The organism is Caballeronia sp. J97 (genome assembly GCF_905220305.1).
GTDB lineage: Bacteria > Pseudomonadota > Gammaproteobacteria > Burkholderiales > Burkholderiaceae > Caballeronia.
Genome location: NZ_CAJMZL010000016.1, coordinates 35426 through 57953, shown reverse-complemented (window position 1 = coordinate 57953; position 22528 = coordinate 35426). Strand labels below are relative to the sequence as shown.

Here is a 22528-nt window from a genome sequence, read left to right as displayed (position 1 = left end):
GACCGGCAATGTCCATGTCCTCCCCATCGATTTCACCGTCACCGGCCCATGAAAGGACCGCGAGCGAGCGCGCGCTTCCGGCCGGCGTTTCCGCCCGTTCCGCCGCATATCGGCGCATTGCCATTGCGCTCTTTCTCGCGGGCTTCTCGACGTTTTCCTTGCTCTATTGCGTCCAGCCGCTGCTTCCGGCCTTCGCACGGGAGTTCGATATCGGCGCGGCGGCCAGCTCGCTGTCGCTATCGCTCTCGACCGGATGTCTCGCGGTGTCGATCCTGTGCGCCGGTGCCTTGTCCGAGCGCGTCGGGCGACGCGGACTGATGTTCGCATCGATGACATCGGCGGCGCTCTTCAATCTGCTGGCCGCGAATGCGTCGAACTGGGACTCGATGCTCGTGTGGCGCGCGCTCGAAGGATTCGCGCTCGGCGGCGTGCCCGCCGTCGCCATGGCCTACCTCGCCGAGGAGATCGCGGCAGAAGGGCTCGGCTTCTCGATGGGCCTGTATGTCGGCGGCACGGCGTTCGGCGGCATGATCGGGCGAATCGGCATGAGTGCGCTCGAAGAGTATTTCTCGTGGCGCACGGCCATGGCGGCGATCGGCGTCGTGGATCTGCTCGCGGCCATCGCGTTCGTGATGCTGCTCCCGCCCTCGCGACGCTTCGTCAAACGCACCGACCTGACCCTTCGACACCATGTCAGGCTCTGGAAAGCGCAACTGCTTCATGGCCTGCTGCCGTTCGTCTTCGCGATCGGCTTCCTCGCGATGGGCGCATTCGTCACCGTCTACAACTACGCGGGGTTTCGCCTGATCGCGCCGCCATTCAACCTGAGCGCGACGGCGTGCGGCCTGATTTTCGGAGCCTATCTGTTCGGAATGGTGTCGTCCTCGACGGCCGGCGCGCTTGCCGACAGGTTCGGCCGCGCGCCCGTCCTGATCAGCGGACTCGTGTTGTTCGCCGCAGGCCTCGCGCTGACGCTTTCGGCCGCGCTCGCGCCGGTCGTCCTCGGCATCGTGCTCGTGACCGTCGGCTTCTTCGTCACGCACTCGGTCGCGAGCGGCTGGGTCGGCCAGCTAGCCGGTGACGCCAAGGGCCACGCGGCCTCGCTCTATCTGCTGGCTTACTACGTCGGGTCGAGCGTGCTCGGGTCGATCGGCGGATCGTTCTGGCAACACGGAGCGTGGCCGGCCGTCGTCGCCTATGTCGCCGGCTTACTCGCCGTTTGCTTCGTGGTCGTGACCCGCATCGTCCGCAAGCGCGACCGATCCTAGAACGTATGCGCGATACCGATCACCACCGCGAGCTGGTTCGCGCCCGTCGCCACCGGCGTCGTCGATCCCGTTGCGCTCAGCGCGGACTTCGAACTGTTGATGACGTAGGTCACGTCCGTGTACAGCGTCGTGCGCTTGGATAACAAGTAATCCGCGTTGACGCCCGAGCTGATGGCATGTGCAGACACCTGAGACGCCGGCGTGATCTTGTAGCGCAGACCGCCGAATGCCATGGTCTGCGGCGACGCCGCGAGCGTTGCGGCGATATCGCTCAAAAGAAGCTCGTAACCGGCGCATAGCGTCGCATTTGCGCACCGGCGTTTCCGATATGTTCTGGTCCATGCTCAGCTCCAAATCCGAATGTGATGTTGTCCGTCTGCGCAATTACAGCGCGCTCGCCGACGCGACGCCGGAAGAATGGCAGCGCATGGTGTCGGTGAATCTGGTGGGCACATCGTACTTTCGGGCCGAGCGTGCGGGTCACCGAGCAGCGCGTCGAGCAGTTCTCGGAGCTCGTCAGGCACGCGAGCGCCGACCTGTCGCGCTTGCTCGGGCAGCAGCAGAGCTGAACGGGGCGCACCACGACAGCTAGAACAGTTCCGTATCGAGCGGCAGCAGATTGATCCACTTCACGGCCGTGCGCCGCTCGATGCCGTCGTCATGAATCGAACGTATCATCACGCGCTCGCCGCGCGCCTCCCCGAGTACTTCGACGATCCGGTTGCGATATCGCGCAAGCGAGCCGCGTAGTGGCTTGCGCTTCCTGCTCTTGCGGGGAGAAACTGCGGGCATGGACGTGACAACGATTTATGACGGCCACATCATAACGATGCTCACGTCTTCACTCAAATATTCAACCTCCTCACTGCGAACCGTCACACCATGCGTCGAATCATTGTCCGGACTTCGCCCGTTCATGGCCGGGGCGTTTTCGCGCTCGCCGATCTGCCCACGGGCTCACTGCTGCTCGAATACAAAGGCCTGCGCCTGTCGTGGAAGGAAGCGCAACGCATGCACGCGAAATCGGCCGCGGAGGATGGTCATACATTTCTCTTCGGTCTCGATGACGGCAGCGTCATCGACGGTGCGCGCGGCGGCAACTCGGCGCGCTGGCTGAATCACAGTTGCGCGCCGAACTGCGAAGCGGAGCAGGACGGCGAGCGCGTGTTCATCCGCGCGATCCGGCCGATCGAGAAGGGGCAGGAGCTGTTCATCGACTATTGCCTGACCGTCGACGGCCGACGCACCGCCGCGATGAAGCGGCTGTATGCTTGCCGATGTCTCGCGTCGGGTTGCCGGGGAACCATGCTGTCGTCGCGCAAGTAGCGGGCACGCCCGCTGCATCCTCGAAGGCTCGCCGTTCGTATCGTCATTCATCGATGACATGAGCCGCGAGGCGTGCTATTACATTGCACGAAATACTCATTCTGCCCATGACGGACACCACTTCAGGCGGCACCGCGGACGTCGACCCGGATTCCCCCGGCGACGCCGATCGCCTGCGCCGCGAGCGCGTCAACCAGATGCTCGCGAACGTCGCGAGCGGTGACGAACAAGCGTTCGCCGAGTTGTATCGCGCGACCTCGCCGCGCGTGTTCGGCGTGATCGTGCGCATGATCCACGACCGCGGCGAAGCGGAAGACATCCTGCAAGAAGTGTTCGCCACCGCCTGGCGCCGCGCGGATACCTTCGATCCGGCGCGCGGCAGCGCGATCACGTGGCTCGTCGCGCTCGCGCGCAATCGCACGATCGACCGCATGCGGCAACGTCGCGAGGAACTGCTCGGCGAAAACGATGCGAGCGAGATCGCCGACGAATCGCCGACACCCGCCGTCGCGGCCGAATCGAGCGAGCAACGGCGGCGGCTCGAAGATTGTCTCGACCGGCTCGATCCGCAACAGAAGGGCGCGATTCGCGAAGCGTTCTTCACCGGCGCGACGTATGGCGAGCTGGCGCAACGGCTCGCCGTGCCGCTCGGCACGATGAAAAGCTGGATTCGCCGCAGCCTGATGCAACTCAAGCTCTGCCTCGAACAATGAACACGCCCGCACGCGATGACGACGATCTGCGCTGCGCCGAATACGCGCTCGGCGTGCTCGATGCAGACGAACGCGCGGCGCTCGAAGCGGATGTGTCGCGCGATCCTGCGTTGCAGCGCGCGCTCGATGCGTGGCAGCAACGGCTCGCATCGCTCGCGGACGAGGTCCACGCGATCGCGCCGCCCGAACGCGTGTGGACGCGCATTCGTCGCGACCTGGGTTTCATGACGCCGCAGCCGGGCGCACCGGCGCGCAAGCGCTGGCGGGACAGCCTGAGCGTGTGGCGCGGACTCACGATCGGCGCGAGCGTCGCCGCGCTCGTCCTGCTCGGCGTCACCTTCACGCTGTTGCGGCAGGCGCCCCAAGCGCCGACGACAGCGGCTGTCCCCGCCGAGTACATGGTCGCGGCGCTCGCGCGCAAGGACGGCGTCGTCCACTGGACCGCAACCGTCGACTTGCGGCGCGCGCGCCTGGTCGTCGTGCCTGCGTCGCGCGCGGCGATCCCCGAGAATCGCGCGACGGAGCTCTGGCTCATCCCGCCGAACGCGAAGCCGATTGCGCTGGGCGTCTTCCCCGCCGATCGTCCCGCGACGGTGACGCTGCCGCCCGCGATCGTCGCGCAGATGAGCGCACAGGCGGTGCTCGCGGTATCGGACGAGCCGCCCGGTGGCTCGCCGACCGGCGCGCCGACCGGAACGGTGCTCGCGACCGGCCAGATGCATTCGACCTGACGATTGCAGTCTTTGCGCGCGACGCGCAGTCGATCCACCCACACGCGATAGCGCGACCGCATCGCGTCGCGCCTTTCTCACCGCCAACGTCCATTTTTCGTTCGCTGCATCCGCACGCACGCGGCATCCGTATTGCTCGGTGAACGCGTGTTTGCGGAGCCGCCATGCCCGTCGTCGTCACCCTCGTTATCGTCGTCATCGGATTCGTGCTGGTGTTTTTCGTCGCGTGGCTCTGGCAGTTGCGCACGGAAAACGCCGGCATGGTCGATCCGGTCTGGGCCGCGTCGCTCGGCGCGGCCGCGCTTTTCATCGGCGCGTGCGCAACCGGGGCAACGGTCAATCGCGCGTGCGTCGCGGCGGGCGGCGCGCTCTGGGGCGCGAGGCTCGCGTGGCATCTGTGGCGGCGCAATCACGGCAAGCCGGAAGACCGGCGCTATCGCGCGTTTCGCGAACGCTGGGGCGAACACGCCGCGCGCAACATGCTCGGCTTCTTCCAGTTGCAGGCCTTCATTTCGATGCTGCTCGCCATCGCGTTCTTCGTCCCCGCCTATGTGCGCGATGCAGCGAGTCCGCTGTGCATCGCGGGATTCGTCGTCATCTGGCTCATCGCCGTGGCGGGCGAAGCAGCGGCCGATCGTCAGTTGAAACGCTTCGTCGCCGATCCTGCGCATCGCGGGAAAACGTGCCGCGACGGTTGGTGGCGCTATTCGCGTCATCCGAACTATTTCTTCGAATGCGTGCACTGGGTGGCCTACGCCGTCCTGTCGATCGACACGCCGTGGGCCTGGGCCACGCTCGCGCCGCCCGTGCTGATGGCGTGGCTGCTGCTGAAGGTATCGGGCATTCCGATTCTGGAAGCGCATCTGGCCGCTACACGCGACGGCTACCGCGACTACATGCGCACGACGAGCGCGCTGATTCCCTGGCCGGGGCAAACGCACGTGAACAAATCAAGGACAAGCCGATGAATCCCGCCGCGCGCCACACGTCCGCCATTCCCGCGACACCCGCCGACATGCCCGCGCTCGACGAAAGCCGGATCATTCGCTGGTGCGAGCGCGGTTTCTTGCCCGATGCGCTCGTGCGCGCCGGCATGCGCATGCTGATTCGCCAGCGTCTGATCGACGAGCACGCGAACGACGGCGCGCTGCGCACCCAAGCCTTCGGACATTTCCTGAACGAACTGCGCGCGAGCCCGATCGCCATCGATACGCAAGCAGCCAACGCGCAGCACTACGAGTTGCCGGATGCCTTTTTCGAAGCGCATCTCGGCCCGCGTCTGAAATATTCGTGCGGATTCTATCCGCGTGGCAATGAGACGCTCGCGCAAGCCGAGCTCGCAATGCTCGAACTGTATGCGGATCGCGCGCAACTCGCGGACGGCCAGCGCATCCTCGATCTCGGCTGCGGCTGGGGCTCGCTCGCGCTGTGGCTGGCCGAGCGCCTGCCGCGCGCGCAAGTGGTGGCGCTGTCGAATTCGCGCGGGCAGCGCGGGTTCATCGAAGCGCGCGCGAAGCAGCGCAAGCTCGACAATCTGCGCGTCGTGACGGGCGATATCGTCGATTTCGATTTCGCGCATGACGAAGCGCCGTTCGATCGCATTCTGTCGATCGAAATGTTCGAGCACATGAAGCACTACGGCCTTCTGCTCGCGAAGATCGCGCGCTGGCTCGCCGATGACGGACGACTTTTTGTCCACCACTTCGCGCACGAGACGCTCGCCTATCACTTCACGTCGCGCGACGGCGGCGACTGGATGTCGCGTTACTTCTTCACCGGCGGCACGATGCCGTCCGCCTCGCTGCTGCTGCACTTTCAGGACGATCTGCGCGTGACGCGCCAATGGTGGGTGAACGGCACGCACTATGCGCGCACCGCGAACGGATGGCTCGCCTCGCTCGACGCCGCGCGCGATCGCGTGATGCCGATGCTCCGCGACGTCTACGGCGCCAGCGCCGCGCTCTGGTTTCAGCGCTGGCGCATGTTCTATATGGCCGTGGCCGAACTGTTCGGCTATGCGCGCGGCAGCGAATGGGGCGTCGCGCATCTTCTGTTCGAGAAGCGACCGACGAAGGTGACGTCATGAGAAATTCGAAGCGGGCGTTCGTCGTTGCGCTGGTGGCGGCGGGCGTCGTGGTGGCACTGGCGAGTTGTTCGAGCCCGCCGAATCCGAATCCGCGCGCGGATCGGCCGCTCGAAACCGTGCCTGTCGATGTGCCGCGCTACATGGGGCGCTGGTACGTCATCGCGAACATTCCGTACTTCGCCGAGCGCGATTTCGTCGGCACGCATGTCGAATGGTCGCTGCGCGCGGACGGCAGGATCGACGACGTCTTTCACGGCCGCAAGAACGGCTTCGGCAATCAGGAAACCACGCATCGCTTCGTCGATACCGTGAAGCCCGGCAGCAATGGCGGCGAATGGAGCGTGCAGCTTTTCTGGCCGATCCGCGTGACGCAACTCACGCTCTACGTCGATCCCGACTATCGCTACACGATCCTCGGCTATCCGGACAAGAAGCTCGGCTGGATCTTCTCGCGCGAGCCGTCGATGAACGACGACGTCTATCGCTCGATGCTCGCCCGCCTCGACGCGATGGGCTACGACACCGCGCGCTTTCGCCGCGTGCCGCAATCGCCCGAGCAGATCGGCCAGCCCGGCTTTCAAAGTCCCGGACAGCGCGAGTGACCAGGCGCGACGCGCGTGCATCCGTCCGCGCGGCTCTCTCGTATCTGTTCGAAAACAGCCGCGTCCACGTGGCGCGAGGAGACCTTCTGGCGCGAGGAGACCGCACTGCATGAACCCATCGACACATGGAGAAAGACTGCGCATCGCGGTGATCGGCGCGGGGATCGCCGGTCTCGCGAGCGCGTATTTGCTCTCGCGGGCGCATCGCGTGACGCTGTTCGAAGCGGCCGGTTATCTGGGCGGGCATACGCATACCGTCGATGTCGCGCTCGATGGCGCTCGACATCCGGTCGACACGGGTTTCCTCGTATTCAATGACCGCACGTATCCGAATCTCAACGCGCTGTTCGCCGAACTCGGTGTCACCGCGCATCGCAGCGACATGTCGTTTTCCGTTTCACTCGACGGCGGCCGTTTCGAATGGGCGGGCACGAATCTCAACACCGTGTTCGCGCAGCGGCACAATCTGTTTTCGCCGTCGTTTCTCGGCATGCTGCGCGATATCCTGCGCTTCAATGCATCGGCGCATACGCATCTGCAGCATGCGAGCGCGAATCGATGCTCGGTCGGTGAACTACTCGTCGAGGGCGGGTACGGCGCACCGTTCCAGCGCCACTATCTTCTGCCGATGGCCGCGGCGATCTGGTCGAGCGCGGCGAACGATATCCTGCGCTTTCCCGCTGCCACCTTTCTGCGGTTCTGTCTCAATCACGCGCTGTTGCAGGTGAGCGATCGACCGCCGTGGAAGACGGTCGCCGGCGGCGCGCGCGACTATGTGCAGCGCATCGCGGCCACGCTCGACGATGTGCGCACGCAAACGCCGGTGCGACGCGTTCGCCGCGACGATGAAGGCGTCATCGTGATGACCGACGATGCCGGTCCCGAGCGCTTCGACGCCGTTGTGCTCGCCACGCACGCGCCGACGAGTCTTCGCCTGCTCGACGACGCGTCCGCCGAAGAGCGCGCATTGCTCGGCGCGGTGCGCTATCAGCGCAACCTCGCGGTGCTGCACACGGACTGCGCGCTGTTGCCGCGCCGCCGCCGCGTGTGGTCGGCGTGGAACTACATCGGCGCGCGCGCGGGGCTTGCGCGGGACGCGGCCGCGCCGGTCTGCGTGAGCTATCTGCTCAATCAGCTTCAACCCTTGCCCTTCGAAACACCCGTGGTCGTGACGCTCAATCCCGTCGATGAGCCCGCGCCCGGACTGCAGCTCGGCCGCTACGAATACGAGCATCCGCTCTTGGACCTCGCCGCCATCGACGCTCAGGCGCGTCTGCCGCGCATTCAGGGTGCGCGCCGCACGTGGCACGCGGGCGCATGGACCGGCTACGGCTTTCACGAAGACGGCTTGAAGTCGGCGTTGCGCGTCGCGCGCGATTTCGGCGTGCAGCCGGCGTGGGCGAAACCATGAGAACGGCGCTATGGCTGACGGGCCGCGTGATGCATGAGCGGCTGCGCCCGGCGCGGCACCGCTTCGAATATCCCGTGCGCTACATCTGTTGCGATGTCGCGCGGCTCGACGCGCTGCGCCGCGCGTGGTTCGGCATCGACCGCCTCCGGCCGCTCGCGCTGTTCAGGCGCGATCACGGTCCGCGCGACGACTGCGATCTCGATCTCTGGATGCGCGCGTGCCTCGCCCAGGCGCGCATTCCCGCCGATGGCGAAATCCATCTGCTGACGATTCCGCGCGTATTCGGCTACGCGTTCAATCCGGTGAGCTTCTGGTTCTGCCACGACCGCGCCGGCGCGTTGCGCGCGCTCTACGCCGATGTGCGCAACACCTTCGGCGAGCATTGCGGCTACTTGCTGAGCGCGAACGATCATGCGCCGATCACCAACGACACCGTGCTCGTCTGCCGCAAGACGCTGCACGTCTCGCCCTTTTGCGACGTCGTCGGCGATTACGCGTTTCGGGTGCGGCGTCATGACGATCGTCTGAGCATCTCGATCGATTATCGCGACCGCGACGGTCTGTTGATCCGGACCGCGATCGGTCTCGCGGCGCGGCCGCTCACCGGCGCGCTCGCATGGCGCACGCTGCTCGGCGCGCCGCTCTTCGCCGCGAGCGTCATCGTGCGCATTCACTGGCAGGCGCTCCGGCTGTGGATGAAGCGCGTGCCCTTTCACGGCAGGCATCCGCCGAATGCGGAAGAAACGAACCAAAAGGCTCGATCATGAATTTGCTGCGGTCCTTTTCCGCGACACCGTCGATGCCGCTGTCCGCGCGGATTTTTTTAGGCCTCCTGCGTCGAATCAGCGCGGGGCATCTGATGCTCGTGACGCCAGACGGCGGACGCTGCGTGTTCGGCGATCCGCTCATGCAGCCGGCCGCGCGCCTTTTCATCCACGACTGGCGCGCCTGCCGCGCGATCCTGCGCGAGGGCGACATCGGCTTCGCGCAGGCGTATTGCGCGCAATGGCTCGACACGCCCGATCCGTACGCGTTGCTGCAGCTCGCGCTCCGCAACGAGGCGGCGCTCGAGCGCACTGTCGCAGGCGGCGTCCTCGCGCAATGGTGGCATAACGCGCGGCATCGTCTGCGGCTGAACACGCGTGCGGGCAGCCGCCGCAATATTCACGCGCATTACGACATCGGCAATGCGTTTTACGCGCTCTGGCTCGATCCGACCTGGACCTATTCGAGCGCCTGGTTCGACGGCGACGCCGAGCTTTCGCTCGAAGCCGCGCAGCATCGCAAGTATCAGCGCATCGTCGATACGCTCGGGCTGACGGCCGGCATGCGCGTGCTGGAGATCGGCTGCGGCTGGGGCGGCTTCGCGCGACACGCGGCGCGCCTCGGCATTCGCGTGCACGGCGTGACGATCTCGCCCGCGCAGCACGCGTTCGCCACGGAGCGCATCGCTCGCGAGGGTTCGAGCGGGCTCGTCGATATCGAGTTGCGAGACTATCGCGATGTGCGCGGCCAGTACGACGCGGTGGTGTCGATCGAAATGTTCGAAGCAGTGGGCGAGCGGTTCTGGCCGACCTATTTCCGCACGTTGCGCCTTTGTCTCGCGCCGGGCGCGAAAGCGCTCGTGCAGTCGATCACCATCGACGACGCGCGCTTTGCGGACTATCGGGCATCGAGCGATTTCATTCGCGAAACGATCTTTCCGGGCGGCATGTTGCCGAGTCCCGAGCGCTTCGTGCGCGCGGCGCGGCGCGCACGGCTCGACGCACACGCGACGCTCTCTTTCGGCGCCGACTATGCCCGCACGCTGCGATATTGGCGCAAAGCCTTCGAGGCGCGCACCGAAGCGGTCCGCGCCCAGGGATTCGACGAGCACTTCGTGCGCACCTGGCGGTTGTATCTGGCCTATTGCGAAGCCGGCTTCGACGAGGCGCGCACGGATGTCATGCACTTCGTGGTGTCGCGCGCGGCGTGAACGCAGCCGGCGAAAAAAAATGCCCCGAACGAGTCGGGGCAAAGTTACGAGACCACCGTGTAGCGTTAAAGCTACCCGGCGAGCATAGTCAGGCGGGCGCGCGCTTCACACCAGTAAAGTCTGAAACCTCTGGCGCATCGCCCGATCGCGCGCGATGCCACCCTTCAGATTCCCCGGGCGCGGCCGATAACAACGTACACGTCAAACCGCGGCCGCCGCCCCCGACACGATGAATCGCGACTCATCCCCTAGCCCGCTCCAGGCCGCTTTCCTGCGACACGAAGACACGCTCGCGCCGCCAGAGCGCGCGCTCGGCGAGGACGATCACGCCGTCTATCGCACGCTGCTCGAATCGACCAAGGCGATTCCCTGGAAGATCGACTGGGCGACGATGGAGTTCGCCTACATCGGGCCGCAAATCGAGGCCCTGCTCGGCTGGGCGCCTTCCTCGTGGAAGACGGTGCATGACTGGGCCGAGCGCATGCATCCCGACGATCGCCAGGCGGTGGTCGACTTCTGCGTCTCGCAGTCGAAGGCGGGCACGGATCACGAAGCCGATTACCGCGCACTCACACGCGATGGCGGCTACGTCTGGCTGCGCGATGTCGTGCACGTCGAGCGCAACGAAAAGGGCGAGGTCGAAGCGCTGATCGGATTCATGTTCGATATCAGCGAACGCAAGCGCACCGAGGAAAAGCTCGCGCAGTTGCAGCAGGAACTGGAGCGCCTGTCGTTCAGCGACAGCCTGACGGGCGTCGGCAACCGCCGCCGCTTCGACGAGGTGATGGCGCGCGAATGGGATGCCGCGAAGGAATCGGGCAAGCCGCTGTCGCTAGTGATGATCGATATCGACTTCTTCAAGTCGTACAACGATTATTACGGCCACGTTCAAGGCGACGAATGTCTGAGGCGCGTCGCGCGCGTGCTCGGCGAGGCGGCGGGCCCGCAACATTTTCTCGGCCGGTTCGGCGGCGAAGAGTTCGCGCTGATTCTCGCCGATACCGATGCGGAAGCCGCGATGCGCATCGCGGAGCGCTGCCGTGCGCTGATCGGCGGAGAAGCGATCCCGCACGTGCGCTCGCCGCACGATCAGCAAGTGACGGCGAGCTTCGGGGTGGGCACCGTCGCGCCCGGCGAGCGCATGGACGTGACGGCGTTCATCAATCTCACCGACGCGCAGTTGTATCAGGCGAAGGACAACGGCCGCAATCGCATCGCGGCCGTGGATCGCGCGGGCATGCGGGGCGAAGGCTTCAAGGCGCAGTCGCGCTGAGTTTCAGACGCGGCCCGTCACCGGAATCGCCGCGCCCGTGATGCACTGCGCATCGGGCGAGAGCAGGAACGCGATCACCGCGCCGAGTTCGTCCGGCTTCACCCAGCGGGAAAAATCGGCGTCGGGCATGTCGCGGCGATTCGGCGCGGTGTCGATGATCGACGGCAACACCGCGTTCACCGTCACGCCCGTGTCCTTCAGTTCTTCGGCGAGCGCCTCGGTCAGGCGCAACAGCGCGGCCTTCGATGCCGCGTAGGCGCCCATCCCCATTCCCGCTTTCATCGCCGCCAGCGCGCCGATATTGACGATGCGCCCGCCTTCCTGTGCGCGCAGCGGCGCGAGCGCCGCCTTCGATGCGTTGAGCGCGGTCTTCACGTTGACGTCGAACATCGATTGCCAGGTGTCGACGCTGCCGTCCGCGATCGTTTGCCAATTGAACGCGCCGGCCACGTTCACGAGCGCGTGCAGGCCGCCTGCCTGCTGAACGACGGTATCGATGGCCCTTTGCGCCGACGCCGCATCCGTCAGATCGATGCCGGTCACGATGCAGGCATCGTCGAGCGGCGCGGGCAAGGCATCCGAGGTCGCGGCGTGGCCGATCAGCGCGACGCGCGCGCCGCGCCCGGCGAGCACGCGCGCCGTCGCGAGTCCCAGACTGCCGAAGCCGCCCGTGACGGCGACGATTCTTCCTTCCAGGCTGTTCATTGCGTTGCCGCTCCGTTTGATGAAGGCAGATGAAGCATAGGACGGAACGCGCCGGGTGGCCGGGAAAGATACGTTACGGCACGCCTCAGCTGGGCCTGGCCGCCGCGCGCTGTACCGCGAAAACGGCGACTGCCGTGGTCACGCCGGTGAATAGCACGCCCTGCAAGCCCAGCAGCACGGACAAAACCCGTCCGATGGACGTCGTCGGGACCACGTCGCCATAGCCGATGGTGAGCGCCGTCACGCCGCAGAGATAGAGCGTCTCGCCGAAGGAAGCGCGCGCGTGCGAGGCGCTGTCGACGGGCACGCCGAACCAGAACATCGCCGTCGACAGCCCGACGAACACGATCAGCAGCATGCCGAGGAGCGAGCGCAAATGCCAGAGCGCCCGGACGAATTCGAGCGTCGCGCGACGTGAATTGATCTTCTCGGCCTGGAAGAGTTTCGTGATGTGGTTCATTGGGGCTGGGCCTGCGCTGCGTCTGAACAAAGCGGCCATCCTACCTTTCGGGGACGCTTGCCCGGAAGCTTTCGGGTTCGTTATTCAGCCAACGCCGATTTCGCCTTTCCCGATGCTTTCGCGCCGCTTTGCACGGACGCGCGCCCCGCGAGCAGCCATACCGCCGCCGCGATCGCCAGTGCGCACAGGCCCGCCGCGCCGAGCGCCGCCGCGAAACCGCTCGCGAAGCTCTCGCGCGCGATTCGCGTGATCGCCGGGCCCTGCGCTCCAGCAAGGCCTTCGCCCGCATGGGCGAGATCGCCCGCGAGCAGGCGCGAGAGAAACGCGGCATCGCGCACGCTCGCCGGATCGGCGAGACTCGACGCACCGGCATCAAGCGCGACGCGCGTGCGGGTCGCGAGCACCGCGCCCAGCACGCCCACCGACGTGACGATCGCGGTGAAGCGCGTCGTCGTGCTGATGCCCGAGGCCATGCCGGTGCGATTCGCCGGCACGCACGCCATGATCGCCTTTTGCGTGTCGCCGTTGAGCACGCCCGCGCCGAGGCCCGTCACGATCATGCCCGCCGCGATCGGCCCGTAATTCGACATGCCCGCGAAGAACGCCGTCAGCAGATTGCCCGCGCCGACGATCGCGAGCCCGAGCGCGAGTAGCGCCATGCCCGGAACGCGCTTGCCGAGCGATGCGCCGATGTGCGGACCGACGACCATCGCGACCGCGAACGGCAACATCCCGAGGCCGGCGCGCACCGCCGGCAGTCCGAACGCGTTTTGCAGATAGAGCGGCAGGAAGGTCATCATCACCTGCGCGCAGGCGGCGTAGCCGAACATCGCGAGCACGGCGGCCACGAAGCGCGGCTGACGGAACAGCGCGAGGTCGATCATCGCGTGCTCACGCGCACGTTGCGCCCGCACGAAGACGATCAGGAACGCCGCGCACGCGCCGAGGCGCGCCGCCGTGCGCCAGTCCGTCCAGCCTTCGGCTTGCGCGTCGATCAGCGCCCAGATGCCGAGCGCGAGCGCGGCGGCGAAGAGCGCGCTTCCCGCGAGATCGAGCGCTCCGGCTTCGCGGTTGCGCGACTCGCGTATGCCGCGCCAGGCGCATGCGGCGAGCGCCGCGCAGATCGGCAGATTCATCAGGAAGATCCAGCGCCAGCCGGCCCATTGCGTGATGACGCCGCCGACGAGCGGCGCAATGGTCGTCGACAGGCCCATGCACGTGCCCCACACCGCCCACGCGCGGGCGCGCGCCGCCCCTTCGTGGAACGTGTTCGCGATGATCGCGAGCGCCGACGTGAGCAACATCGCCGCGCCGACGCCCTTCCCCGCGCGCGCGAGGTTCAGCGCCAGCGCCGACGGCGCGAGCCCGCAACCGAGCGATGCAAGCAAGAAAACCGCGAGCCCCGCGATCAGCATCTTCTTGCGGCCGATGCGATCGGCGAGCGCGCCCGCCGGCAGCAAGCACGCCGCGAACGCGACCATATAAGCGCTCACGACCCATTCGACATCGGCGAAACCGGCGTGGAAATCGCGCGCGATGGACGGCAGCGCCACCGCGACGACATTCGTGTCGAGCGTGATCAGCGCGCACGTCGCGGATGCGGTGAGCAGGACGAAGCGGTTTTCGGAGGTTATCGACATGACAATGCGAACCGAGAGCGAAACGGTCTCCCGATACTAGTGATGTCTGTCTTCCGTGTCATTGGCATAGAATCGCTGAATAATTATCGAATTCATGAATAGAGAATGTCCGTCGAATTGCGTCATGTGCGCTGTTTTTTGAGCGTCGCCCGGCACCTGCATTTCGCTCGCGCGGCAGAGGAACTCGGCATCGCGCCGCCCGCGCTCACCCGGCAGATTCAGGAGGCCGAGCGGCTGCTCGGCGCGCGGCTGTTTCATCGGACGAAGCGTTCGGTCGCGCTGACCGCGGCCGGCGAGGCTTATCTGACCGAGGCCGTCAACGCGCTCGATCATCTCGCGCGCGGCGCGGAACGCGCGGCGCTGGCGCAGCGCGGCGAACTGGGAAAGATCGTGATCGGTTATGTCGGATCGGCGGTGTATTCCGGCGTGCTGCAGGCGACCGTCCGCGGCTTCCGGGCGCGCTATCCGCTCGTCGAAATCGGCATCGAGGAAATCGTGATGCGCGAGGCGGGCGCGCTGTTGATCGAAGGTCGCATCGATATCGCTTATGTGCGCCCGCCGGTTCCGTATCCGGAGGGCGTCGAGTCACGCACCGTGCATCGCGATGCGTTCATCGTCGCGTTGCCCGAGGATTCGCCGCTGGCGGCGTCGACGGTCATCGCGCCCGCGCAGTTGCGCGATCAGTCGTTCGTCGTGCCCGAGCAGGAATCCGGCACGCTCGAAGTGGCGCGGCGCGGGCGCTTCACGGCGCGTGTCGTCGCACAACCGGGCACGCTTGCGGATGTGCTCGCGCATGTGTCGCTCGGCGGCGATGTCGCCGTGGTGCCGCGTTCGCTCGCGCAATGCGTGACGGTGCCCGGCGTCGAGTATCGGGAGATCGCGGGCAAAGCGGTGCCTTCGGAAGTGGCGATGGTTTTTCGCCGGCTCGAACGGGCGGCGGCCGTTCAGGCTTATCTGGGCTTTGCGGCGTCATGATCGAAGCGCGCATCGTGCGACAGGCTCGAACCCCGCGCGATGAGCCGTCGCCAGCGCCGCCGCCTTCTCGCGAAGCGCCGCGCGATCCATTGCCATCGCATCGAGCATGGCGGCGTGCAAGTCCGCGATGGGCACGACGCCCGGCGCGCCCTCGATCTCCCATGCCGACGCGTACGCGCGCTGCCTGGCGGAATCTGCTTGCTGAAGGTTCACGCGCGGCAAGCCGTACGCCATCGCAACGATCCGGCCGTGCAGGCTGCTGCCCGCGAAGCCCTCGCTTCCCGCAATCAGCGCGCAGATGTCCCAGACATTCAGTGAATCGCGGATTGTCACGGCCGGGTGGCGCATGCGCGCCGCCATGCGTTCGTAGACCGAGATGTCGTCATGCCACGGCGCCGCGCCCGCGCGAAAGAGCGCGATGCCCAGACCGGTCGATGCTCCGATCAGATCCAGTTGATGCGCGACTTGCGCGAGCGTGTCGTCATCGCCGAAATCCGCGCTGAACTGGACCGCCAGATAGCCGCGCGGAAACGCGACGCGCGCGTCGGCATGCGTGCGGATGCGTGCGTCGAAAAGCTCGGCAACCATCGATGCCGGATCGGGAACCAGTTGCGCGTCGATGCCCGAGCTTCTGAGCGCGGCCTGGGTTTGGGTGTCCCTCACGCTGACGTGATCGCCCGATCGAAGTTTGGCCAGCACTTCGGCGCGCAACGCGGGCTCGCGGGCGTCGAGCGTGACGCCGCCGATCGCGTTGAAGCAGATCGACGCGCCGTGCGCAAACGTCTCGCGGCCGACGACGTACGGTGCGAGCGCATCCGTGCCGAGCTCGGCGCGCACCCATGCTGTGCGGTCTGCCGCGCGCGAACCGTATCGGGCGATGCAGGCTTGCGCTTCCTCGGGCTTCGTCAGCATCACGGCGGCTTCCCATGCGTCGCACGTCAGCAACTCGCCGCCCGCGTGAATCAGCGTGACGGGTTCGCCGCGACAAGGCTTTGCCAGTGACGACAGCGCCGCGACGTCGTGTCCGCCATGGGCGCGCAAGTCTCGACGCGCACATCCGGCGAATAGCGGCTCGACCTCGGGACAGCGCTGCGCAAGCAGGCCCGCGACGACATGCGCGAACAGCATGTCGCCGAAGTTATGGCGATCGAAGGCGCCGAAGAGAATGATCCTGCGCTTCATCGAGGCAGGCGCGTTAGCCATATGGCCACCTTTTCGGAGTGCATGTCATCCGGCAGCATGAGCGTGTCGATCATAAGGAACACTGAAATTCTTATTTTGGAGCAAGACACATGTTGAAGATGCACGCCGGCCACGGAGTTCTGCTAGAGTACACACATGCGTACATACGGAATTCCATCATGCCCATCACCCGAATTTTCCGCAATGGCAACTCGCAAGCCATCCGCATTCCCGCCGAGCTCGCGTATCCCGACACGCAAGCCGAAGTCGAAATCGAGCGCATGGGCGACGAGCTGCGCATCCGTCCCGTGCGGCGCTCGCTCGCGGGCGCGCTCGATTGCTTCAAGCGCTTCGATGCGGATTTCATGGCGCCGGGACGCAACGAGCCGGAGCAAGACGATCGGGAGTTCTTCTGATGCCGCGCTATCTGCTCGACACGAACATCTGCATCTATTTGATGAAGCATCAGCCCGAACCGGTCGCACGGCGTTTCGCGCAATGCTACGTCGGCGACGTGGTCATGTCTTCGATCACATACGCCGAACTGCAGTTCGGCGTCGCGATGAGCGCGAACCCCGCTCGTGAGCGGACTCATCTGGCATCGCTCGTCGAGCTGATAGAGGTCGCGCCGTTCGGCGAAGACGCTGCCGCTGCCTATGGTCCGATCAGGCACGCGTCACGGCAGCGCAACAGGGGCGCGCTCGACAAGCTGATTGCGGCTCACGCGGTCGCGCTGGGCGTGCCGCTCGTGACGAACAACGTCAAGGATTTCGAAAACTATCCCGGCCTGACCGTCGAAAACTGGCTGGACGACGAAGCGTGATCCCGAGATCCGGCGCGCGCGCCGTCGCGGGAGCACGCCCTCACGATCCGCTAACTCTTGCGGATCAAACTTCCCTCGAACGCTTCAGGACAGGAGGGAAGGATGAAGATCGAACCGACGCCCATCGCCGCTGCATCGCTGCTCGGCGCGAACGAACAGCGCGACGCATCGCCAGAAGAGGCTGCCGTCGATAACACCGCTTCCCCCGAACCGATGCGCTACGAAGACCTCCTGCCCTATCTGCTTCTGCCGATGGCCGGCGCGTATTGAATCGAAACCGCTTCAAGGTTAGTGATTTGACGAAGGCGATCGAAGGCAAGACGCTTCTGCTCGATGCCTTCGAGCCTGTGGACGGCTTTCGCGTCGCGGTGATTCAGGATGGCGAAGTGCCCGTCGGACCGATCGAAACGCCGCTCACGGACGAGCAGATATCGGAACGCGATCACGATGGCGCGCCGTATCGTCAAAAATCCACGCGGGGCAGCGGCGAAGCGTTTCGCCGCTGCCCGTTCCTTCCGCGCGGACATGGCCGGCCCGAGCCGGCTCGTCGTAGCGCTTCAGGCCGTCACGCGTGTGATGCCACCGCTCGACAGAAGGCGCACGCGCTGGCCGGCGTAGAACATCTGGCCATCGGCCGCCTGGGTGATCGCGCGCAGATCGCCGTTGTCGAGACGCACGGTGATTTCGAGGCCTCTTTGCCGTTCGAGATGATCCTGAACCTGATCGCCCGCGACCGCGCCCGCGATGCCGCCGATCACGCCGGCGAGCAACGAGCCGTGTCCCTCCCCGACCGCGCTGCCCGCGACCGCGCCGAGCAGCCCCCCGCCGATCGCGCCGAACGGAGCAGGCCGGCCGTCGTTGTTCTCGATCGTCACGCCGCGTACGCTTTCGACGGTCGCCATGCGCACCGTTTCTTCGTGCTGGGTCTGCATGCTGTCGTAGACGTCGGCGGAACTGCCCATCGATGCGCAACCGCTCATGCCCACCGTGCAGGCGACGGCCAGAACGCATATGGCGATAGTCGATTTGTTCATGTTTTGCTCCTCGGATCGGACGATGTCTTATCGGGTTCGGCTCGCGTTTCGTGTATCGCGTTTGCCATGAAAAGCATCGTAAAGACGCCGAATGAGCGCTGAATGAGGGCGCGCGGCGCGCTTGACCTGCATGATTGAAGCGCTTATACAGAACTCTCGCCGCTCTCGACCGGAGCCTTGAATGACAAGAAACGCGATTCCCTTCGTGATGTGCGCCGTCGCTCTCGCCGCGTGTTCCAGCGACGGCGCCAACACCGCCCCGCCGCCCGGCGCCGTCACGACGACGCTGCCATCGGGCGGCATCTACAAAGGCTCGCTCAAAGGCAGCGCTGCCGAGGCCACGCTTCTCATGCTCTTCGACGGCACCGCGTATCTCTTTTACGGAGGCGCGGGCGGCACGGGGCTCGCGGGCGTCGCGGTCGCGAAGAACGGCGCACAGTCGGGCGGTGGGCGCTTCACCAGCGATTCCGCGTTCGACTATCGGATCGGCAAGGCGAGCGCATCGCCCGCCGTCTTCAGCGCGAATTTCGCGCACGCGCCCGCCGTCGACGGAACCGTCGCCAACAAGGATGGCAGCGCCGGGCTCGCGTTCTCCGGCAACGCGATGCCGATGCTCGACATCGCGCCGAGCCGCGCCAACGCGGGCGGCCTTTACAGCGGACGCGGGATGGCGCTCGGCGGCGCGACGCAAACGCGCATCACGGTCGCCGGCGACGGCTATCTCGCCGGCACGACGACATCCGGTTGCATCTTCAAGGGCACGGCGGCGCCGCACGAAGGCGCGAACGCCTACGATGTCTCGGTGACGTTCGGCCCCGCGCCCTGCCCGCTCCCCGACACGACCGTGACCGGTAACGCGGTGCTCGACGGCGCGCGCCTTCTCGTTGCGCTGCCGAGCCCGGACCGCGCCAACGTGTTTCTCTTCGACGGCCGGAAATAGGTGCCGCGCCGTGGGGCGCGCGGGTAGGGAAAATTCGTCATCCGCTGCTTACATCGGCAGTTTCTATCCTAAGATTCTTTTCGTTGCGGGCAACGTCGTGGCGTTTGCGTCCGGTTGATTTTCAGGCCACGCGCTTCGGCGAACGTAGTCGTGTGGTTCAGTGCAATTTCCGAGAGCAGTCCTGCCATACATGGAACCGGACGACGGCGCCAACACGCCCGCTCCGGTCGACAACAACCGGAGACAACCAGATGAATGCAACGCTCAAGCTCGTGCCGTTGGCCGTCGGTGCGATGTTCGCCTGCCAGCCGTTTGCGAACGCGGCGCAGGATAACGTCAACACGCTTTCGAATTTCCGCCAGACCGGCAACACCACACCGCCGGAGACCATTCCGCAAGCTGGCCAGACGGCCGATGCGCTGCGCAAGAACCTCGAGCAGATCAAGCTGCCGCCGGGCTTCAAGATCGATCTGTACGCCGTGGTGCCCGAAGCCCGCGCGATGGCGATCGAGCCTTCGACCGGCGTCGTGTTCGTCGGCTCGCGCAAGAATCGCGTGTGGCAGGTGACCGACCGGACCAAGCAGCGCGTCGCGAGCGATGTGGTGCAGTTCGCGTCGTCGGTGACGTTCAAGGTGCCCAACGGCGTGTGCTTTTCGCCCGACGGCGTGCTCTACGTCGTGGAGCAGAACCGCGTGCTGGGCTTTCCGGCGGCGCAGTTCTTCGGCGAAGGCGGACCGGATGTCGCGGCGGCGGTCGTCGTGCCGCAGGGCAAGCTGATTCCGGCGCAGTTCGAAAGCTTCAATCACGGCGCGCGCTATTGCCGCATCGGGCCGGACAAGAAGCTGTATATCGCGCTCGGTCAGCCCTGGAACGTGCCGCCGAAGGACAAGCTCGCCGAACTCGACAAGAACGGCCTCGCGGGCATCATCCGGCTGGATCAGGACGGCAAGAACCGCGAAGTCTATGCGCACGGCGTGCGCAATTCGGTCGGCCTCGACTTCAATCCGAAGGACAAGACGCTCTGGTTCACCGATAACCAGGTCGACGGCATGGGCGACGACACCCCGCCCGGCGAACTGAATCACGCGACCAAGGCCGGCGAAAACTTCGGCTTCCCGTGGTACGGCGGCGGCAAGGTGCGCACGGTCGAGTACAAGGATCAGAATCCGCCGGCGGGCGTCGTGTTCCCGCAAGTCGAGTTCGCCGCGCACGCCGCCGATCTAGGCATGTCGTTCTATAACGGCAAGATGTTCCCGCAGAAGTATCAAGGCGGCGTCTTCGATGCGGAGCACGGCTCGTGGAACCGCACGAAGCCGATCGGCGCACGCCTCATGTTCATCCCGATCAAGGACGACGGCACTGCCGGCGAGGCGGAAGTGTTCGCGGAAGGCTGGCTCACGCCGAGCGGCGAATACATGGGCCGGCCCGTCGACGTTCAGATGCTGCAGGACGGCTCCCTCCTCGTTTCCGACGACTACGCGGGGGCGATCTACCGTATCTCGTATACGGGGGCCAAATGAGGGGCGCGCTGAGGGCGGCGGCGCTGGCGGGCGCGCTGGCGGCGGTGTCGCACGCGTCGTTCGCCGCCGGCGATATCAAGGCCGGGCGCGCGAAGGCGGTGGCGTGCGCCGCGTGTCACGGCATCGACGGCATCTCGAAGCTGCCCGAAGCGCCCAATCTCGCCGGGCAGACCGAGGAATATCTCGTGAAGGCGCTCAACGATTTCCGCTCCGGCGAGCGCAAGAACGAAATGATGTCCATGATGGCGAAAACCTTGTCCGACGCGGATGTCGCCAATCTGTCGGCGTATTACCACAGCCTCGGCAAGCAGTGATCGCGGCCGATGTGTTGCAAATTTGCTGCGGTCGATTCCCGATTGCGATTTTTTTTGATTTAGGTGTTGACGTGCAGGCTTAAGGGTTTATACTAACTCCTGTCTCCTCCATGTCTCAACCGATGTGGATTCAAGCCCGCTCACTGAAGCGGGCTTTTTTTTTGGCTCGTCGCGGCAAGTCGTAGTCGGACGACCGGAAACGGACTTCAGGTTCCTTTGCCGCGATTCGCCATCAATTCCGAGCGCCCGATTACCTCTCTCGCCTGGTCAGCCTTCTCCGCATCCGAGAATCCGGCGGCCTCGATGACCGGCGTAAGCGCCCTGAGCGCCACCTGTGGCTTCGCGCTGCGCAGCGACGCCATCCCTTCGTTCCACGCGTGCAGCATCTGCCTGGCTATCCAGCGCCAACGCGTCTCGTTCTTCGCCGCTTCGGCAATGTCTTTTCCTGTCGACACCGCGGCGTCGCACAGCGCTTCGACCATCTCGCGATATCGCTTCGGCGCAATGCCGAGCCGCGTGTTGAAGAAGCGCTCCAGGGTCTTTCCCGGCGCCCAGGTCTTGCGGCCGTCTACGCTCAGCCCTGGCGGATTGTTCGCAAAACGCGGATAGGCCTCGGTGGTCACGATGTCGTAGGCGGGCGTGTAAAGAACGTCGTCGATGCCCGAATAGAGCAGAGCGATGTTCTTGGCGTGGCAGTCCGCGTTGCGCACGACGTAGTTGGTGATGAGCAGCCAGCCGAGCTGCTCGGCCTCCCGCCTCCAGTTGGCGGCGGCGATATAAGGCTTGGTTGCGTTGAGAACCTGTTCGGTCGACGGGCGATACTTCTCGTGCGGAGGCAGGCCCAGCAGGCTGCAGGCATCTTCGACGCCAAACGCCGGTTTGCCCTCCCCGTCGACGTCGAAGCGGTCGACGACGAGCACGCGGCCATCGTCCGACATCGTGGTTTTCGCCACTCGGGCAACGCCGAGCCTTGCCAGCACCTGCATCGAGTAATGCTCGTTGAAACCGAGATAGGGCGTTTGCTCGTCGGAGCCCTTGATGATGTGCCGGCTGGTGCGCAGCGTCTGCTTTCCCAGCGGCGCCTGAATCGATGGGATTTCCGGCGCGAGAAACTTGGGCACCGCGCCGGAAATCGCCGCGCGGGCGTAGTAGCGCACGAGTTCCGCGAAGTGGTCGGTCGTGATGTCTTCGTGCAGCAAGCTCTTCAGGTCCAGCGGCTCCAGTTCACCGCCCGGCGCACCACCCTCGGGGGCGACGGTTACCCGGCCGATGCCCGAGCCGCCGATGACGGCCAGAAGCGAAAGGTCCGTGCCGTCCAGATAAGGGCCGAACTCCTCGCGAATCACTTGAAGGAGAAAGCCCTCCGGCAAGTTCTGACGAAAGAAGGGATGCAGGTCGCGGGGCCACACCCAGGCCGCTTCGCGAACGGGCATGGTCAGGCTGACGAAATCTTCGGCGGTGGCGTCGGCGGTGTAGCGCAGCGCGTAATCGTCTGCCTGACGATAGAGATGTGCGACGAGCTTGCCCTCGACATACACATGAAGGCGCAT

Annotated in this window: 25 protein-coding genes; 18 read left to right on the top strand and 7 right to left on the bottom strand. The window is 65.6% G+C overall.

Annotated elements, in window-relative coordinates; all coding sequences use genetic code 11:
• Nucleotides 1-14: 14 nt before the first annotated feature.
• Entirely contained in the window at nt 15-1268 is a 1254-nt protein-coding gene (locus U4Y90_RS20605; protein ID WP_321797250.1) for an MFS transporter, read from the top strand.
• Here the strand turns inward: U4Y90_RS20605 and U4Y90_RS20600 are convergent.
• Nucleotides 1265-1543, bottom strand: coding sequence for a hypothetical protein (locus tag U4Y90_RS20600; RefSeq protein WP_321797248.1), 279 nt, complete (start codon nt 1541-1543; stop codon nt 1265-1267). The genes U4Y90_RS20605 and U4Y90_RS20600 overlap by 4 nt on opposite strands.
• A gap of 607 nt (nt 1544-2150) precedes the next feature.
• On the opposite strand from U4Y90_RS20600, the gene U4Y90_RS20595 reads away from it, so the two are divergent.
• From U4Y90_RS20595 to U4Y90_RS20550, 10 genes are all read left to right on the top strand, one after another.
• Nucleotides 2151-2594 carry an SET domain-containing protein gene (locus tag U4Y90_RS20595; RefSeq protein ID WP_321797246.1) on the top strand — a complete coding sequence of 148 codons (444 nt, stop codon included), beginning with the start codon at nt 2151-2153 and terminating at the stop codon, nt 2592-2594.
• A 107-nt stretch (nt 2595-2701) separates the two neighbouring features.
• Nucleotides 2702-3307: a sigma-70 family RNA polymerase sigma factor gene (locus U4Y90_RS20590; RefSeq protein ID WP_321797244.1), complete on the top strand. Its 606-nt coding sequence runs from the start codon at nt 2702-2704 to the stop codon at nt 3305-3307.
• Nucleotides 3304-4038, top strand: coding sequence for an anti-sigma factor domain-containing protein (locus tag U4Y90_RS20585; RefSeq protein ID WP_321797243.1), 735 nt, complete (start codon nt 3304-3306; stop codon nt 4036-4038). Before U4Y90_RS20590 ends, U4Y90_RS20585 begins: the two co-directional genes overlap by 4 nt.
• Before the next feature lie 164 nt (nt 4039-4202).
• Complete coding sequence (locus U4Y90_RS20580) at nt 4203-5006, top strand: DUF1295 domain-containing protein (protein WP_321797241.1); 804 nt, start codon at nt 4203-4205, stop codon at nt 5004-5006.
• A complete protein-coding gene (locus U4Y90_RS20575; RefSeq protein WP_321797240.1) occupies nt 5003-6124 on the top strand; it encodes a cyclopropane-fatty-acyl-phospholipid synthase family protein in 1122 nt (373 codons plus the stop codon). The genes U4Y90_RS20580 and U4Y90_RS20575 overlap by 4 nt, the downstream gene beginning before the upstream one ends.
• On the top strand, nt 6121-6726 hold the full coding sequence (locus tag U4Y90_RS20570; protein ID WP_321797238.1) for a lipocalin family protein: 606 nt from the start codon (nt 6121-6123) through the stop codon (nt 6724-6726). The genes U4Y90_RS20575 and U4Y90_RS20570 overlap by 4 nt, the downstream gene beginning before the upstream one ends.
• Before the next feature lie 109 nt (nt 6727-6835).
• Nucleotides 6836-8137 (top strand): NAD(P)/FAD-dependent oxidoreductase, encoded by a 1302-nt coding sequence (locus tag U4Y90_RS20565; protein ID WP_321797236.1) that lies wholly within the window; start codon nt 6836-6838, stop codon nt 8135-8137.
• On the top strand, nt 8134-8904 hold the full coding sequence (locus tag U4Y90_RS20560) for a DUF1365 domain-containing protein (RefSeq protein ID WP_321797234.1): 771 nt from the start codon (nt 8134-8136) through the stop codon (nt 8902-8904). The genes U4Y90_RS20565 and U4Y90_RS20560 overlap by 4 nt, the downstream gene beginning before the upstream one ends.
• Nucleotides 8901-10112 (top strand): cyclopropane-fatty-acyl-phospholipid synthase family protein, encoded by a 1212-nt coding sequence (locus U4Y90_RS20555; RefSeq protein ID WP_321797233.1) that lies wholly within the window; start codon nt 8901-8903, stop codon nt 10110-10112. The genes U4Y90_RS20560 and U4Y90_RS20555 overlap by 4 nt, the downstream gene beginning before the upstream one ends.
• 229 nt (nt 10113-10341) lie before the next feature.
• Nucleotides 10342-11385 carry a diguanylate cyclase gene (locus tag U4Y90_RS20550; RefSeq protein WP_321797232.1) on the top strand — a complete coding sequence of 348 codons (1044 nt, stop codon included), beginning with the start codon at nt 10342-10344 and terminating at the stop codon, nt 11383-11385.
• A gap of 3 nt (nt 11386-11388) precedes the next feature.
• On the opposite strand, the gene U4Y90_RS20545 is transcribed toward U4Y90_RS20550, so the two are convergent.
• The 3 genes from U4Y90_RS20545 to U4Y90_RS20535 all read right to left on the bottom strand — a co-directional run bounded on the left by U4Y90_RS20545 (nt 11389) and on the right by U4Y90_RS20535 (nt 14190).
• Nucleotides 11389-12090 carry an SDR family NAD(P)-dependent oxidoreductase gene (locus U4Y90_RS20545; RefSeq protein WP_321797230.1) on the bottom strand — a complete coding sequence of 234 codons (702 nt, stop codon included), beginning with the start codon at nt 12088-12090 and terminating at the stop codon, nt 11389-11391.
• A gap of 85 nt (nt 12091-12175) precedes the next feature.
• Complete coding sequence (locus U4Y90_RS20540; RefSeq protein WP_321797228.1) at nt 12176-12550, bottom strand: potassium channel family protein; 375 nt, start codon at nt 12548-12550, stop codon at nt 12176-12178.
• Nucleotides 12551-12630: 80 nt separating this feature from the next.
• The gene (locus tag U4Y90_RS20535; protein WP_321797226.1) at nt 12631-14190 is read right to left on the bottom strand and encodes an MFS transporter; all 1560 of its coding nucleotides are present in this window, start codon (nt 14188-14190) and stop codon (nt 12631-12633) included.
• Nucleotides 14191-14295: 105 nt separating this feature from the next.
• Here U4Y90_RS20535 and U4Y90_RS20530 point away from each other — a divergent pair, with 105 nt between their 5' ends.
• Entirely contained in the window at nt 14296-15165 is an 870-nt protein-coding gene (locus tag U4Y90_RS20530; RefSeq protein ID WP_321797223.1) for a LysR substrate-binding domain-containing protein, read from the top strand.
• On the opposite strand, the gene U4Y90_RS20525 is transcribed toward U4Y90_RS20530, so the two are convergent.
• Entirely contained in the window at nt 15160-16347 is a 1188-nt protein-coding gene (locus tag U4Y90_RS20525; RefSeq protein ID WP_321797222.1) for a polysaccharide pyruvyl transferase family protein, read from the bottom strand. The two genes, U4Y90_RS20530 and U4Y90_RS20525, sit on opposite strands and share 6 nt — an antisense overlap.
• A gap of 179 nt (nt 16348-16526) precedes the next feature.
• On the opposite strand from U4Y90_RS20525, the gene vapB reads away from it, so the two are divergent.
• The 3 genes from vapB (at nt 16527) to U4Y90_RS20510 (ending at nt 17440) form a co-directional block, all read left to right on the top strand.
• The gene (vapB, locus tag U4Y90_RS20520; RefSeq protein ID WP_321797220.1) at nt 16527-16763 is read left to right on the top strand and encodes a type II toxin-antitoxin system VapB family antitoxin; all 237 of its coding nucleotides are present in this window, start codon (nt 16527-16529) and stop codon (nt 16761-16763) included.
• The gene (locus tag U4Y90_RS20515) at nt 16763-17170 is read left to right on the top strand and encodes a type II toxin-antitoxin system VapC family toxin (RefSeq protein ID WP_321797219.1); all 408 of its coding nucleotides are present in this window, start codon (nt 16763-16765) and stop codon (nt 17168-17170) included. Before vapB ends, U4Y90_RS20515 begins: the two co-directional genes overlap by 1 nt.
• Before the next feature lie 102 nt (nt 17171-17272).
• Nucleotides 17273-17440 (top strand): hypothetical protein, encoded by a 168-nt coding sequence (locus tag U4Y90_RS20510; protein WP_321797218.1) that lies wholly within the window; start codon nt 17273-17275, stop codon nt 17438-17440.
• 287 nt (nt 17441-17727) lie between these two features.
• Here the strand turns inward: U4Y90_RS20510 and U4Y90_RS20505 are convergent, their stop codons facing one another.
• Nucleotides 17728-18204 carry a glycine zipper 2TM domain-containing protein gene (locus U4Y90_RS20505; RefSeq protein WP_321797216.1) on the bottom strand — a complete coding sequence of 159 codons (477 nt, stop codon included), beginning with the start codon at nt 18202-18204 and terminating at the stop codon, nt 17728-17730.
• Between the two features lie 181 nt (nt 18205-18385).
• Here U4Y90_RS20505 and U4Y90_RS20500 point away from each other — a divergent pair, with 181 nt between their 5' ends.
• From U4Y90_RS20500 to U4Y90_RS20490, 3 genes are all read left to right on the top strand, one after another.
• Nucleotides 18386-19144: a hypothetical protein gene (locus U4Y90_RS20500; RefSeq protein ID WP_321797215.1), complete on the top strand. Its 759-nt coding sequence runs from the start codon at nt 18386-18388 to the stop codon at nt 19142-19144.
• 251 nt (nt 19145-19395) lie between these two features.
• Entirely contained in the window at nt 19396-20664 is a 1269-nt protein-coding gene (locus tag U4Y90_RS20495; RefSeq protein WP_321797214.1) for a PQQ-dependent sugar dehydrogenase, read from the top strand.
• Nucleotides 20661-20978, top strand: a complete 318-nt coding sequence (locus U4Y90_RS20490; protein ID WP_321797212.1) for a cytochrome c — start codon at nt 20661-20663, stop codon at nt 20976-20978. The genes U4Y90_RS20495 and U4Y90_RS20490 overlap by 4 nt, the downstream gene beginning before the upstream one ends.
• A 206-nt stretch (nt 20979-21184) precedes the next feature.
• Here U4Y90_RS20490 and U4Y90_RS20485 read toward each other — a convergent pair whose 3' ends face one another.
• Entirely contained in the window at nt 21185-22528 is a 1344-nt protein-coding gene (locus U4Y90_RS20485; protein ID WP_321797210.1) for a type II toxin-antitoxin system HipA family toxin, read from the bottom strand.